Origin of the sequence: Citrobacter sp. CK181 (assembly GCF_030333595.1) — a bacterium.
Taxonomy (GTDB): domain Bacteria; phylum Pseudomonadota; class Gammaproteobacteria; order Enterobacterales; family Enterobacteriaceae; genus Citrobacter_B; species Citrobacter_B koseri.
Genome location: NZ_JAOWFN010000015.1, coordinates 36,417 through 50,478, shown reverse-complemented (window position 1 = coordinate 50,478; position 14,062 = coordinate 36,417). Strand labels below are relative to the sequence as shown.

The window sequence follows — 14,062 nt, the reverse complement described above, 5'->3', positions numbered from 1 at the left end:
TTATAAAAATGAAATAAATGTTTTATTTAAGGGGTCGTTAGTTCACCGCATTCACCAACACCGGGAGCCGTTATGTTTAACATTGCTTTACTGGGAGCTGGCCGAATTGGTCAGGTACATGCCGCTAACATCGCAACCCACAAAGAGACTACCCTGTGGTCTGTCGTTGATCCGAATGAGACCTTTGCCTCCCGCCTGGCTACGCAATATCAGGCCCGTCAGCAAAGTCTTGATGAGGCGATGACCGATCCTGATGTTCATGCCGTGCTGATTGCCTCCGCCACGGATACCCACGCCGATTTGATTGAACTGGCCGCCCGCCACGGCAAAGCCATTTTCTGTGAAAAGCCCGTACATCTTGATCTTGCCCGCGTGCGCGACTGCCTGAAAGTGGTCAAAGAGTTCGACGTACCGCTGTTTATCGGCTTTAACCGTCGTTTCGACCCACAGTTCCGCCGCGTTAAAACCGAGGCGCAGAGCGGGCGCATCGGCAAGCCGGAATCATTGCTGATTATCTCCCGCGATCCTTCTCCGCCGCCTGCGGAATATGTGCGCGTCTCCGGCGGGATGTTCCGCGATATGACCATCCACGATTTCGATATGGCGCGTTTCATCATGGGGGAAGAGCCTGTTTCGGTCTACGCCCAGGGAAGCAATCTGGTCGATCCGGCAATTGGCGCGGCAGGCGATATCGACACCGCGTTTATCGTGCTCAAGTATGCCTCCGGCGCGCTGGCGACCATCGTTAACAGCCGTCGCTCGTCTTATGGCTATGACCAGCGTCTGGAGCTGCACGGTTCCGAAGGTCTGCTTACGGCGGGCAATATTCTCGAAAACCAGGTGCAGCACTTTGGCCAGAACGGCTGCACCAGCGCGCTGCCTGAGCATTTCTTCCTGCAACGTTATCAGGCTGCCTATGCCGCCGAGTGGGAGCACTTTGTCGCCATCTTACGCGGCGAGGCAGTGCCGGAGTGCAGCGGTGATGACGGCGAGCGTGCGCTGTATCTGGCTGATAAAGCGCTGGAGTCATTGCACAGCCAGCGTGAAGTTCTCCTCTGATTTTCCATAACAACACACCCTACACAGAGAGACATAACAATGAAAAAGCTGATTTTAGCCGCCTTCATCGCCATGACAGCCGGGGCGGCAATGGCCGAGAACGAACAAATTGTTTTCAGCACGCCGAATCTGGCAATGCCGTTTGAAGTTCACATGCAGCGCACGGCGGTGAAAGCCGCGAAAGAGATGGGCGTCAGCCTACAGGTTCTGGACGGGCAGGGAAGTTCGCCGAAGCAGGTTGCCGATCTGGAAAACGCTATCACCCGTGGCGCCCAGGGATTCATCGTCTCCCCGAATGATGTCAACGCAGTTTCCAGCGCGGTGGATGAGATTCAGGACGCTAAGCTGCCGGTGGTGACGCTCGATCGCTCCGTCGATAGCCAGAAGCAGGTTCCGCATTTTGGCGCGAACAACTACAAGGGCGGCCAGGCCATTGGCGACTTTGTCAAAAGCAAATTTCCTGACGGCGCGGACATTGTGCTGCTGACCGGCCAGCCGGGGTCTTCTTCCAATATTGAACGCACCAAAGGCATTCGCGACAGCCTGAAGGCGGGGGGCGATACGTACCGCATTGTTGCTGACCAGACCGGTAACTGGATGCGTTCGGAAGGAATGCGCATTGTTGAAAGCGTGCTGCCGTCGTTGAAAAAACGTCCGCAGGTCATCCTCTCCGCCAACGATGATATGGCGCTGGGCGCGATTGAAGCGTTGCAGGGGCAGGGGGTGAAACCGGGCGAAATTCTGGTGACAGGATTTGACGCGGTGCCGGAAGCGCTGGCGCGGGTGCGCGACGGCTGGATGGCGGCGACGGCGGATCAGCGTCCGGGTTTCGCGGTACAGACGGCGATGAGCCAGCTGGTTGCGAACGTGCGTGAGAAGAAAGCCATCACCGGTGCGGATTATCCGCCGACGTTAATCACCAAAGAGAACCTGCAACAGGCCGAGCGTATCGGCGAAGCCGGTAACTGATTTGCCCGGAGCCGCCGTCGCTGCGGCGGCTCGCATTAAAGGAGGAGCAGACCGATGTTGCAACCCTTACTGAACGTTACCGATCTGGCAAAGAGCTTTTCCGGCGTCTGGGCGTTGAGCAACGTACAACTGACCGTCGGGACGGGGGAGATTCACGCGCTGCTTGGCGAGAATGGCGCGGGGAAGTCCACGCTGCTGAAAGCGCTGGCAGGGGCGCAGCCGCAGACCCGTGGGGACATCTGGTTCAATGGCGAAACGCTGCCGGTGGAGGACTCGCCGGTTGAGCGGCAAAACAAAGGCATCATTACCATCTATCAGGAATTTAATCTGCTGCCCAACATGACCGTTGCGGAAAATATGTTTCTCGGGCGCGAGCCGCGTAAACGTAATGTGATTGTCGATGCGAAGGCCGTGAACCAGGAGGCGCAGGTGGTGCTGGACTATCTGCAACTGAATGTCGCGCCGACCACGCCGGTCGCCCGCCTGAGCGTGGCGCAGCAGCAAATGGTGGAGATCGCCCGCGCGCTGACCCTGAACGCGAAGCTCATCATTATGGATGAACCTTCCGCCGCGCTGAGCGACAGCGAAGTGGAAAGCCTGCACCGCGTCGTGCGGGAACTTAAAGGTCGGGGCGTGAGCATTATTTATGTCACCCATCGCCTGCATGAAGTTTTCCAGCTCTGCGATCGCTTTACCGTGTTTCAGGATGGCCGCTTTACTGGCAGCGGCGCGGTCGCGGAAACCAACGTAGAACAGCTGATCCGCCTGATGGTGGGACGAGACGTGGCTTTTAATCGCCGCCCCCCCAACGAAACCCATCATGAAGACAAACCGATTCGCCTTGCGGTGAAGGGGCTGTGTCGCGAAAAGCCGCCGCTGGACCCGCACGGCATTGCGCTGCACGACATCAGCTTCCACGTTCACGCCGGGGAGGTGCTGGGGATTGCGGGGCTGGTCGGCGCCGGGCGTACCGAAGTGGCGCGCTGTCTTTTTGGCGCTGACGGCTTTACTTCCGGGACGTTCGCGCTGGACGGCGCGGCGTATCACCCCCGTGACCCGATGTACGCGCTGGATCAGGGCGTGGCGCTGGTGCCGGAAGATCGCAAAAAAGAGGGGGCGGTGCTGGGACTGTCTATTCGCGACAACCTGTCGCTCTCCAGTCTCTCTTCGCTGCTGCGCTGGCGCTTTTTCGTCAACACCCGCAAAGAAGATGACCTGATCGAATCTTACCGCCAGGCGCTGCAAATCAAGATGGTCAACAGCGAGCAGGAGGTGCGCAAGCTTTCCGGCGGCAATCAGCAGAAAGTGATCCTCGCGCGCTGCATGGCGCTCAATCCACGGGTGCTGATTGTTGATGAACCGACGCGCGGCATTGATGTGGGCACCAAATCCGAGGTGCACCAGGTGCTGTTTGATATGGCGAAACAGGGCGTGGCGGTGATTGTGATCTCTTCCGATCTGCCCGAAGTGATGGCGGTTTCCGACCGGATCATCACCTTAAGCGAAGGCCGGGTAACCGGTGAAATCCACGGCGATGACGCCACCGAAGAGCGGCTCATGATGATGATGGCCATCAACCATAACGCCCTGAACGCGGCATAACGGAGTTTCACATGACGCAGATAGTGACCAAAACGCAACCCCCTGCCAAACGTAGCGGACGTATCGATCCGATCGCTTTTTTCGAGCGCTTTGGGGTACTGATTTTTATGTTCCTGCTGCTGATTTTTTTCCAGACGCAGAACAGTAACTTCCTGTCAGAACGCAATATTTTCAACATCCTGACCGAGGTGTCGATCTACGGGATCATGGCCGTGGGAATGACGTTCGTCATTCTGACGGCCGGAATCGATCTGTCTGTCGGTTCCATTCTGGCGGTATGCGCCATGACGGCAGCATACGTGATTAAAGGCGACAACTTCACCACGGTAGACCCGAGCGCCTGGGGTGGGATGAGCTGGCTGATTGGCCTCGGCATCTGCCTGGCGATGGGGACGGCGATTGGCTTCCTGCATGGCCTGGGCGTGACCCGCCTGCGCCTGCCGCCGTTCATTGTCACCCTCGGCGGGATGACCATCTGGCGCGGCCTGACGCTGGTGATTAACGACGGCGCGCCCATTGCCGGTTTTGACCAGGGCTACCGCTGGTGGGGACGTGGCGAACTGCTCGGTATCTCCATCCCGATCTGGATTTTTGCGCTGGTGGCGATCGGCGGTTATCTGGCGTTGCACAAAACGCGCTGGGGCCGTTTCGTCTACGCCATTGGCGGCAACCCGGAGGCGGCGCGTCTTGCCGGGGTCAACGTCAAACGTGTGCTGGTCAGCGTGTATGTCGTGATTGGCTGTCTGGCCGGGCTGGCGGGGTTTGTGCTGAGCGCCCGTCTGGGCAGCGCGGAGGCGGTGGCCGGGATCTCCTTTGAGCTGCGCGTTATCGCCTCGGTGGTCATTGGCGGGACATCGCTGATGGGCGGCTATGGTCGCATCGGCGGCACCGTTATCGGCTCGATCATTATGGGCATTCTGATAAACGGTCTGGTGCTGATGAACGTCTCCGCCTACTACCAACAAATTATTACCGGGCTGATTATTGTGCTGGCGGTGGCGTTTGATACCTATGCCAAGAGCCGCCGTGGCGCGCTGTGAGGGATAAATAATGAAACAAGTGCGAATTGGATTGATTGGGACGGGATACATCGGCAAGGCGCACGCCATTGCCTATGCCCAGGCGCCGACGGTGTTCAACCTGCAAGGCCAGCTGGTGCGCGAAATGGTGGCGGAAGTGACGCCGGAGCTGGCGGCGGAACGGGCACAGGCATTCGGGTTTCGTCGTTCGACCGGCGACTGGCGCGAGCTGGTGGCAGACCCGAATATCGATGTGGTGGATATCTGTTCGCCCAACCATCTGCATAAAGAGATGGCGCTGGCGGCCATTCGCCACGGTAAGCACGTCTATTCGGAAAAGCCGCTGGCGCTGAACGCTCACGATGCCCGCGAAATGGTTGAGGCCGCAAAACAGGCCGGGGTGAAAACGCTGGTGGGTTTTAACTATATGAAGAACCCGACGGCGGCGCTGGCGAAAGAGATCATCGCGCGAGGGGAGATAGGCGATGTGATCCACTTCTACGGCACCCACAACGAGGACTATATGGCTGACCCGCTTTCCCCTATTCACTGGCACTGCTTTAAGGAGACGGCGGGGTTAGGGGCGCTGGGCGATCTGGCGGCGCATATCGTCAATATGGCGCACTACCTGGTCGGCGATATTCGCGAAGTCTGCGGCGACCTGAAAATTGTGGTGCCGGAGCGCCCGGCCAGCGCGGGATCGGCGCAGAAGGTGGCCGTGGAAAATGAAGATCAGGCGCACGCGATGGTGCGATTCGCCAGCGGCGCGCAGGGGGTGATCGAAACCTCCCGCGTGGCCTGCGGGCGCAAAATGGGGCTGTCATACGTGATTACTGGCACCAAAGGCGCCATCAGTTTTACCCAGGAGCGAATGGCCGAGCTGAAGCTCTATCTGCATGACGATCCGGTTAACCGCCAGGGATTTCGCACCCTGCTGGTGGGGCCCGCGCACCCGGACTATGCCGCGTTTTGCATGGGGGCGGGGCACGGCATCGGCTTTAACGATCAGAAAACGGTGGAAATCCGCGACCTGGTGAACGGCGTTGCCGCCGATGCGCCGATGTGGCCGGATTTTGAAGAGGGCTGGAAAGTGTCGCGCGTGCTGGACGCCATCGCGCTCTCGCATCAGGAAGGCCGCTGGCTGAATGTGAACGATATTGTCTGACGAGGTATCAACGTGGAAAAGCAGTTTGATGTGATATGCATGGGCCGCGTGGCGGTTGACCTCTACAGCCAGCAGATTGGCGCACGGCTGGAGGATGTCTCAAGTTTTGCCAAATACCTCGGCGGTTCCTCAGGGAATGTCGCCTACGGCGCCGCGCGTCAGGGGCTGCGTTCGTCGATGCTGGCAAGAGTGGGCGACGAACATATGGGGCGCTTTTTGCGCGAAGAGCTTAACCATGTTGGCTGCGATACCAGCCATCTGATAACGGATAAAGAACGCCTGACGGCGCTGGTGCTACTCGGCATTAAAGACCGGGACACCTTTCCACTGATTTTTTATCGCGATAACTGCGCGGATATGGCGATTACCGCCAGCGATGTTGACGAGCAGTACATCGCTTCATCCCGCTGCCTCGCCATCACCGGGACCCATCTTTCTCATCCGCAAACCCGCGACGCGGTGCTGACCGCGCTGACCTGTGCCCGCCGTCACGGCGTGCGCACGGTACTGGATATCGACTATCGTCCGGTGCTGTGGGGGCTGACCTCGCTGGGCGACGGCGAAACGCGCTTTATTGCCGCAGAGCAGGTCACTCGCCAGTTGCAGGCGGTGTTGCACCTGTTTGATGTGATCGTCGGCACCGAGGAGGAGTTTCATATTGCGGGCGGCGCTACCGATACCGTGCAGGCGCTGGCGCAGGTGCGTGAGGTAAGCGCGGCGACGCTGGTTTGTAAACGCGGCGCGCTAGGCTGCTCGGTGTATACCGACGCGATTCCGCCATCGCTGGATGACGGGCTGACGGTGACTGGCGTGCGCGTCGAGGTGCTCAATGTGCTCGGCGCGGGCGATGCGTTTATGTCGGGGCTGCTGCGCGGTTATCTCAATGATGAAGGCTGGGAGCAGGCCTGCCGCTACGCCAACGCCTGCGGCGCGCTGGTGGTTTCGCGCCACGGTTGCGCGCCCGCGATGCCGAGTAAGGTGGAGCTGGATGACTACCTCTCCCGCGAGCATCAGGTGCCGCGCCCGGATCTTGATCCACGGCTTAATCATCTGCATCGCGTCACGACGCGTCGGCGTAACTGGCCGGAATTGTGCGTGATGGCGTTTGATCACCGCAGTCAGCTTGAAGAGATGGCGCTACAGTGCGGCGCCTCCCTGAAGCGCATTCCGGCGCTGAAAACGCTGATCTTACAGGCCAGCCGCGATGCAGCGAACAGCGCGGGGCTGGAAGGAAAAGCCGGTCTGCTGTGCGACGGAACGTTTGGCCAGGACGCGCTGAATGCGATAACCGGCGAAGGGTGGTGGATTGGCCGCCCGATTGAGCTTCCCGGTTCACGGCCGCTGGAGATGGAGCACGGCAACATTGGCACTCAGCTTATCAGTTGGCCACAGGAGCATGTGGTGAAGTGCCTGGTCTTTTTCCACCCGGAAGATGCCCACGGCCTGCGCCTGGAGCAGGAGCAGAAAATCGCCGAGGTGTATCACGCCTGCTGTCAGTCGGGGCATGAGCTGCTGCTGGAAGTGATTTTACCTGTGGGTATGCCGCGCAGCGATGAGCTTTACCTGCGGGCTATCTCCCGCTTCTACAACCTGGGTATTTATCCCGACTGGTGGAAACTGCCGCCGCTCTCCTCTGACGGCTGGACGGCGCTGAGTGACATTATCGAACGCCGCGACCCGCACTGCCGTGGCGTGGTGATTCTTGGGCTGGATGCGCCAGCCGAACAGTTACGCGCAGGGTTCAGAGCCGCTGCCGGACATGAGCTGGTGAAGGGGTTTGCGGTGGGGCGCACGCTGTTTGGCGAGGCTTCCCGCGCATGGCTGAAACATGACATTGACGATGCGCAACTGGTGACGCGCATTCGGGATAACTATCTGCAACTGATCGCCTGGTGGCGCGAGCGCGGGCAGGCATAACTTTAGGAGAACATTATGGCTGTGCAATTAGGCATTAATCCGCTGACATGGACCAATGATGATTTGCCCTCTCTTGGCGCGGAAACGCCGCTGGATACCTGTCTGAGCGAAGGTAAAGAGGCTGGTTTTGCGGGCTTTGAACTCGGTAATAAATTCCCTCGCGAGGTGCGTCTGCTGGGGCCAATCCTGCAACGCCACGATCTGAAGCTGGTGTCCGGGTGGTATTCCGGTCGCCTGCTGGAGCGGAGCGTAGAAGAAGAGATTGCGGCGGCGCAGGCGCATTTGACGTTATTGCGCGAGCTGGGGGCGAAAGTGATGGTTTTCGCTGAGGTGAGCCATTGCATTCACGGCGAACAGCAGACGCCGGTTCACCTGCGTCCTCGATTCCCGCAGGCGCGCTGGGCGGAGTATGGCGAGAAGCTCACCGCGTTCGCCCGCTATACACAGCAGCAGGGGGTGCAGATTGCTTATCATCACCATATGGGGACGGTGATTGAGTCCGCAGAGGATGTGGACAATCTGATGACCCATACCGGCGATGAGGTCGGATTGCTGCTCGACACCGGACATTTGACCTTCGCTGGCGCCGACCCGTTGGCGGTGGCGCAACGCTGGGCAAGCCGTATTAATCATGTGCACTGTAAAGACGTGCGCGCCGACGTGCTGGCGGATGTGAAAAACCGTAAAACCAGCTTTCTGGATGCGGTGCTCAGCGGCGTCTTTACCGTACCGGGCGACGGCTGCGTGGATTACCCGCCGATTATGCGACTGCTGAAAGCGCACGATTATCACGGCTGGCTGGTGGTGGAGGCGGAGCAGGACCCGGCGATTGCCCATCCGCTGACTTACGCGCGGCTGGGATATAACAACCTGAGCCGCCTGGCGCGGGATGCCGGTCTTATCTGAGGAGGCGCTATGTCACGTTTACTGTCACGCTGGCAACAGCCTGACGCGCAGGGACGTACCCAGTCCGTCACCCCGGAGCGGGCAGGCTGGGGCTATGTCGGTTTTGACGCGTTTGAGCTTGAAGAAGGGCAGCAGTTGCATCTTCCCGCCGTTGCTGAAGAGCGCTGTCTGGTGCTGGTGGCGGGGAGGGCGTCTGTCACCACACCAACCGCGCAGTTTTCAGAGATTGGCGAGCGGATGAGCCCGTTCGAGCGTATTAAGCCGTGGGCGGTATACGTTACGCCCGGAGAAACGGTACGGGTACAGGCGTTAACAAAGCTGGAGCTGGCGGTATGCGCCGCGCCGGGCAAGGGAACGTATCCTACCCGCCTGATTGCACCGCAGGATATCGACGGCGAGGCAAGGGGCAAGGGGCATAACCAGCGTTATGTACACAACATTCTGCCGGAAGATAAACCCGCCGATAGTCTGCTGGTGGTGGAAGTGTGGACTCACGAAGGCTGTACCAGTTCGTACCCGAGCCACAAGCACGACACTGACAATCCGCCTTACGAGACCCTTCTTGAGGAGACGTATTACCATCGCCTCAACCCGGAACAGGGATTTTGTATGCAGCGGGTATACACCGACGATCGCTCGCTTGATGAGTGTATGGCGGTCTACAACCGTGACGTCGTGATGGTGCCGAAAGGCTATCACCCGGTGGCGACAATGGCCGGGTATGACAGTTATTACCTGAATGTGATGGCAGGCCCGGTGCGCAAATGGATTTTCACCTGGGAAGACGATCACGCGTGGATTAACCGCGATTACCCTGCGCGTTGAGAACGCGATAAATAGAAAAGCCCCTGGCATATGCTGAGGGCTTTTTACTTTTCGCTGCTATCGTGAGGCGCCAAAAACCTGTACGGCCTGTTGCAGCCGTGACGCGCGTCCCGTTAAATCCCCTGCGGCATCCGTTACCTGTTCCACCATTTCCGCATTGTTGTCCGTCATGGAACCAATTCGTGAAATTGAATTGTTGATCTGTTCGAGCGCTAAAGTTTGTTCCCGCGTCGCCAGGCTTATCTCTTTGATCATGGTAGACATCTGCAACACGTCATCGATCATCCCGGTAAGGTGTGTTTCCGTCTGCTCGACCATTTGCACTCCCGTATTGACGTTGGTGACGTTTTTCTCGATAAGCTGTTTGATCTCTTTTGCCGCAGACGCAGAATGCTGGGCGAGGTTACGCACCTCTGCGGCAACGACCGCAAATCCGCGCCCGGATTCACCGGCGCGAGCCGCTTCGACCGCTGCATTCAGCGCCAGGATGTTGGTCTGAAAAGCAATACTGTCAATGACGCCGATAATGTCCACGATTTGACTGTTATCGCGTGAGATAGCCTGCATCATGGTGATGGTTTGCTTCATGATATGGCCGCCTTCAGTCGCATTGGCGCTGGTACTGTCGGCCATCGTCATTGTCTGGGCCGCGGTATCCGCGGTTTGTTGCACAGCGCTGCCGATCTCTTCAATGGCTGCGGCGGTTTGTTGCAGGTCGGCAGATGTCTCTTCTGAGCGGCTCTGCAATGCCGTGCCTTCCTGAGACACGCGCTGGCTGATAGCCTGAATACCGGATATTTGCGTGCTGACATCATCAACCAGGGAGCGTAGATTAAGCCCCGATTGATTCACCAGTCGCATGAGCATCCCTATTTCGTCTACGCGCTGCAAATGGCAATTATCAGGTTTACGGCCCGAAACCACTTTTTGCATCTGCACCAGCAGCGTATTAACCGGCTGACAAATTTGAACCTTAAGGTAAATAGCCAGGAGCAAAAATAATACGACGATGCTGCCCCCCTGAATAGCAGGAGGAACAGGTAAGAAAATAAATAACAGGGCTGCCAGACTGGTGATGGCTAAAGCATAATTGACGCGTTGGCTAACAGACAGCCATTTAAACATCGAAAGCCAGGACAGCGCTCCGCGACGGATAATTATGCCTTTAAAAAGTCGAAACCCTTTAATTCCATTATTATTTATTTTCTGATAAAGCTGTTCGCTGTGCGAAACCTCATCCCGGGAAGGCACGGTGCGTACTGAAATATACCCCGTTAATTTTTCATTTTGCCAGACAGGGGTAACATTTGCGCGTACCCAGTAATGATCGCCGTTTTGTCGCCGGTTTTTGACCAGCCCGGTCCAGCTATCGCCTTGCAGTATCGTGTGCCACATGTCAGCGAAAGCGGCAGAGGGCATGTCCGGGTGGCGAATAATATTATGTGGTTTACCCATTAACTGCGTTTCATTAAATCCGCTGGCGTCGATAAATGCAGAGTTAGCATAGGTAATATGACTGTCTTTATCTGTGGTTGATAATAACGTTGTTTTATTGTTAAGCAAATATTCTTTTTGCGTGACAGCTGTGTTGTTTTTCATGAAAACTCCATGACGCTATTTATATAAAATGCAAATTTCACCTATTGTGCATCAGGTAAATAATAGTAAATGGCGGTTTTATCTGAGGTGTTACATTCTCTACTAATCATCATTTATATGAAAGCACTTCAAATGAATTTTTATTTTTAATAAACCTGGCGTGTCATAAATATGAAACACATAAATGCAGGTTGATAATCTGGAATTGATATATATCGACTTAAGCTAAATCTAAAAGATAAAAAAGAGCTGATTTATTAGGGCTGATAAATGCCCGCTTTCCTTGATGGGTTTTAGCCCCCTCCGCGAAGCCCGTTGCCGCGTTGCGGTCAGTATTCTTATTCATGATGCGATCCCTTTGTGATGAGCTAACCCGATGTCATTTATAGACATCTGGATGGCTAATAATATTTTGCTTTATCTTATGCTTTTTATGTCGTTGTCAGTCAGGGAGAGCTGTGAAAAATTTCGTAAATCAAATGATTATCAGAAAGGATTTACAGCGGATGCTCTCCAGTCGCCTCGACATGCGCGGTATCAGCCTGGCCTTTTCCGGCTTTCAGGCGCTCTCCCGCGTTGATTTCACCCTGACGGGCGGTTCCGTGCACGCGCTGACGGGGGCGAACGGTGCGGGGAAATCCACGCTGATGGCGGTGCTCTGCGGCACGCACGACCATTACGAAGGGGAAATTGCAATTAATAACCAGCCGGTGCCGATACGCGAACCGCTGGACGCCAAACGGCTGGGCATTCATCTGGTGCAGCAGGAGGTGGATGTTGCGCTGATCCCAGGGTTGAGTATTGCGGAAAATATTATGCTCGATCAGCTGGCGCAGCCGGGACACCGCTACCGCTGGCGCGCTATTCGCCAGCAGGCGCGTGACGCGCTGGCCCAGCTTGATGTTCATCTGGACGTGCGCCGGGTCATCGATGGTTGCACGCTCGCCGAAAAGCAGCAGATCCTGCTGGCCCGCGCGCTCTCGCACCACTGTCGTTTTCTGATCCTCGATGAACCCACCGCGCCGCTCGATCAGCATGAAAGCGAACGGCTGTTTGCCGTGGTGAAACGCCTGCAACAACAGGGGATCGGCGTGGTGTTTATCTCCCATCGCATTCATGAGCTAAAGGCCATTTGCGACACCTTAACCGTACTGCGCGATGGCAAGTTGATTGAGTCCGGGCCGATGGCGGAACTGAGCGCTGACGCCATCGTCGAGAAGATGCTGGGTCATGAGTTAAACGATATCTATCCGCCAAAACGCCCGCCGCATGCTGATGAAACGCTGCTGCGCGTGGAAGGGCTACACGATGAACGGCTGCTGAAAAATATCAGTTTGCACCTGCGTAAAGGTGAAATTCTCGGCATCGCCGGGCTGGCGGGTGCCGGGAAAACCGAGCTGTGCAAGGCGCTGTTCGGCGCGTCGAAAAGCCGCGTTGAACGCGGCGAACTCAATCATCAGCCGTGGACGCCGCGCGACCCGGTTGATTCGGTGACGCGCGGGCTGGCGCTGGTGCCGGAGGAGCGGCGCAAAGAGGGCATTTTTATTGATGAGTCCGTCGCCATGAACCTGGCGGTCGCCGCCGATAACCGTTTCTCGCGCTGGAGCTTGTTTGGTCATCGTCAGGCATGGCGCTGGGCGGAAGCGGTGATTGCCCGCGTCGGCGTGCGCGCTCGCGGGCCGGGGCAAGTGTTGCGTCGGCTTTCCGGCGGCAACCAGCAGAAAGTGGCGATCGGCAAATGGCTGCGCGGCGACGCCCGCGTGCTGATTTTCGACGAGCCGACCAAAGGCGTGGACGTGAAAGCCAAAACTGACCTGTTTGCGCTGATCGACGGCCTGGCGCGGGAAGGCAAAGGGGTGATTTACGCCTCCGGTGAGTTCGCCGAACTGGTGGGGCTGTGCGACCGCATCTGCGTGTTGTGGGACGGGCGCATCGTGGCGGAAGTGGAAGGCGCGCAGGCCCGCGAAGAGACACTACTTTATTATTCAACCGGAGGAACGGCGTTGTGAGTAAGGCCCTTTCAGTCAATGCAGCGGCGTCTGGCCGCCAGCAGATTTTCGATTTTCTCTATAAGTGGGGCATGCTGCTGACGGTTGTCGCGCTGATCGCCATTTTTGGCGTCGCGTCGGATAACTTCCTCGATCCCTTCAATATCATCAACATCCTGCGCTCTATTGCGATCGTCACGGTGATTGCGATTGGCGTCTCCATCTCGCTTACCGTCGGCGGCTTTGATCTTTCCGTTGGCTCAACCGCGTCGCTGGCGAACGCACTGGTGATTTCGCTATTCGTCTGGCACGGCTTTGGCACCACCGGGGCGATTGTCATTACCCTGGCGCTCTGTACGCTGGTGGGGCTGTTCAACGCTTTTCTGATTGTGGTGCTGCGTATTCCCGACATGCTCGCCACGCTTGCCAGCCTGTTTGTGATTCAGGGGGTGGCGATGACCTACAGCTACGGCGGTTCTATTACTGAAAACATGGTGCTGCCGAGCGGTGAAATGGCTGAGGGGCTTATTCCGGCGGCATTCGGCGCGCTGGGGCAGGTGCCGACTATTGTTGTCGTGATGCTGGTCGTGACGCTGGCGGCGCAGCTCGCGCTGTCGCTGACCACCCACGGGCGACGGATGTACGCCATTGGCGGCAACCCGGAAGCGGCGCGCCTCTCCGGTATTCGTACCACCCGCTATAAAGTGGCGGCCTACGTTATTGCCTCGCTGCTGGCGGGGTTAGGGGGCATCCTGCTGGCTTCGCGTATTGGCTCTTCACAGGTTAACGCCGGGGGCGGCTATTTGATGGATGCCGTCGCGGCGGCGTGGATCGGCTTTTCGCTGGCCGGTTCCGGCAAACCGAATGCGCTCGGCACGCTGGTGGGGGCGGTGATCCTTGGCGTGCTCTCCAACGGGCTGGTGATGCTCTCGGTACCCTATTACGCAATGGACATTATAAAAGGGCTGGTGCTGGCGGCGGCGCTGGCGATCACCTACATACAAAAACGTTAA

Annotated in this window: 12 protein-coding genes; 10 read left to right on the top strand and 2 right to left on the bottom strand. The window is 57.5% G+C overall.

What is annotated here, in order from left to right:
• The first annotated feature begins 72 nt into the window (after positions 1–72).
• Genes iolG through iolB form a run of 8 tightly spaced genes read left to right on the top strand, consistent with a single transcriptional unit; the run spans position 73 to position 9,462 of the window.
• Positions 73–1,059 carry an inositol 2-dehydrogenase gene (gene iolG / locus OGW17_RS17500; protein ID WP_012134755.1) on the top strand — a complete coding sequence of 329 codons (987 nt, stop codon included), beginning with the start codon at positions 73–75 and terminating at the stop codon, positions 1,057–1,059.
• A 39-nt stretch (positions 1,060–1,098) separates the two neighbouring features.
• Entirely contained in the window at positions 1,099–2,028 is a 930-nt protein-coding gene (locus tag OGW17_RS17495; RefSeq protein ID WP_012134754.1) for a substrate-binding domain-containing protein, read from the top strand.
• Between the two features lie 54 nt (positions 2,029–2,082).
• Entirely contained in the window at positions 2,083–3,630 is a 1,548-nt protein-coding gene (locus tag OGW17_RS17490; protein ID WP_071257962.1) for a sugar ABC transporter ATP-binding protein, read from the top strand.
• Positions 3,631–3,641: 11 nt separating this feature from the next.
• Positions 3,642–4,670, top strand: a complete 1,029-nt coding sequence (locus OGW17_RS17485) for an ABC transporter permease (protein WP_012134752.1) — start codon at positions 3,642–3,644, stop codon at positions 4,668–4,670.
• Between the two features lie 10 nt (positions 4,671–4,680).
• Positions 4,681–5,814: a Gfo/Idh/MocA family protein gene (locus OGW17_RS17480; RefSeq protein ID WP_047461787.1), complete on the top strand. Its 1,134-nt coding sequence runs from the start codon at positions 4,681–4,683 to the stop codon at positions 5,812–5,814.
• A gap of 12 nt (positions 5,815–5,826) precedes the next feature.
• Entirely contained in the window at positions 5,827–7,731 is a 1,905-nt protein-coding gene (locus OGW17_RS17475) for a bifunctional 5-dehydro-2-deoxygluconokinase/5-dehydro-2-deoxyphosphogluconate aldolase (protein ID WP_047461790.1), read from the top strand.
• Between the two features lie 15 nt (positions 7,732–7,746).
• On the top strand, positions 7,747–8,637 hold the full coding sequence (gene iolE / locus OGW17_RS17470) for a myo-inosose-2 dehydratase (protein ID WP_071257963.1): 891 nt from the start codon (positions 7,747–7,749) through the stop codon (positions 8,635–8,637).
• A 9-nt stretch (positions 8,638–8,646) separates the two neighbouring features.
• Positions 8,647–9,462 carry a 5-deoxy-glucuronate isomerase gene (iolB, locus tag OGW17_RS17465; protein WP_012134748.1) on the top strand — a complete coding sequence of 272 codons (816 nt, stop codon included), beginning with the start codon at positions 8,647–8,649 and terminating at the stop codon, positions 9,460–9,462.
• Positions 9,463–9,519: 57 nt separating this feature from the next.
• On the opposite strand, the gene OGW17_RS17460 is transcribed toward iolB, so the two are convergent.
• The gene (locus OGW17_RS17460; protein ID WP_071257965.1) at positions 9,520–11,061 is read right to left on the bottom strand and encodes a methyl-accepting chemotaxis protein; all 1,542 of its coding nucleotides are present in this window, start codon (positions 11,059–11,061) and stop codon (positions 9,520–9,522) included.
• A gap of 220 nt (positions 11,062–11,281) precedes the next feature.
• The gene (locus OGW17_RS17455) at positions 11,282–11,407 is read right to left on the bottom strand and encodes a hypothetical protein (protein WP_258554946.1); all 126 of its coding nucleotides are present in this window, start codon (positions 11,405–11,407) and stop codon (positions 11,282–11,284) included.
• Positions 11,408–11,567: 160 nt separating this feature from the next.
• Between OGW17_RS17455 and OGW17_RS17450 the strand changes: the two genes are divergently transcribed.
• Positions 11,568–13,070, top strand: a complete 1,503-nt coding sequence (locus tag OGW17_RS17450) for a sugar ABC transporter ATP-binding protein (protein ID WP_024130870.1) — start codon at positions 11,568–11,570, stop codon at positions 13,068–13,070.
• On the top strand, positions 13,067–14,062 hold the full coding sequence (locus OGW17_RS17445) for an ABC transporter permease (protein ID WP_047461798.1): 996 nt from the start codon (positions 13,067–13,069) through the stop codon (positions 14,060–14,062). Before OGW17_RS17450 ends, OGW17_RS17445 begins: the two co-directional genes overlap by 4 nt.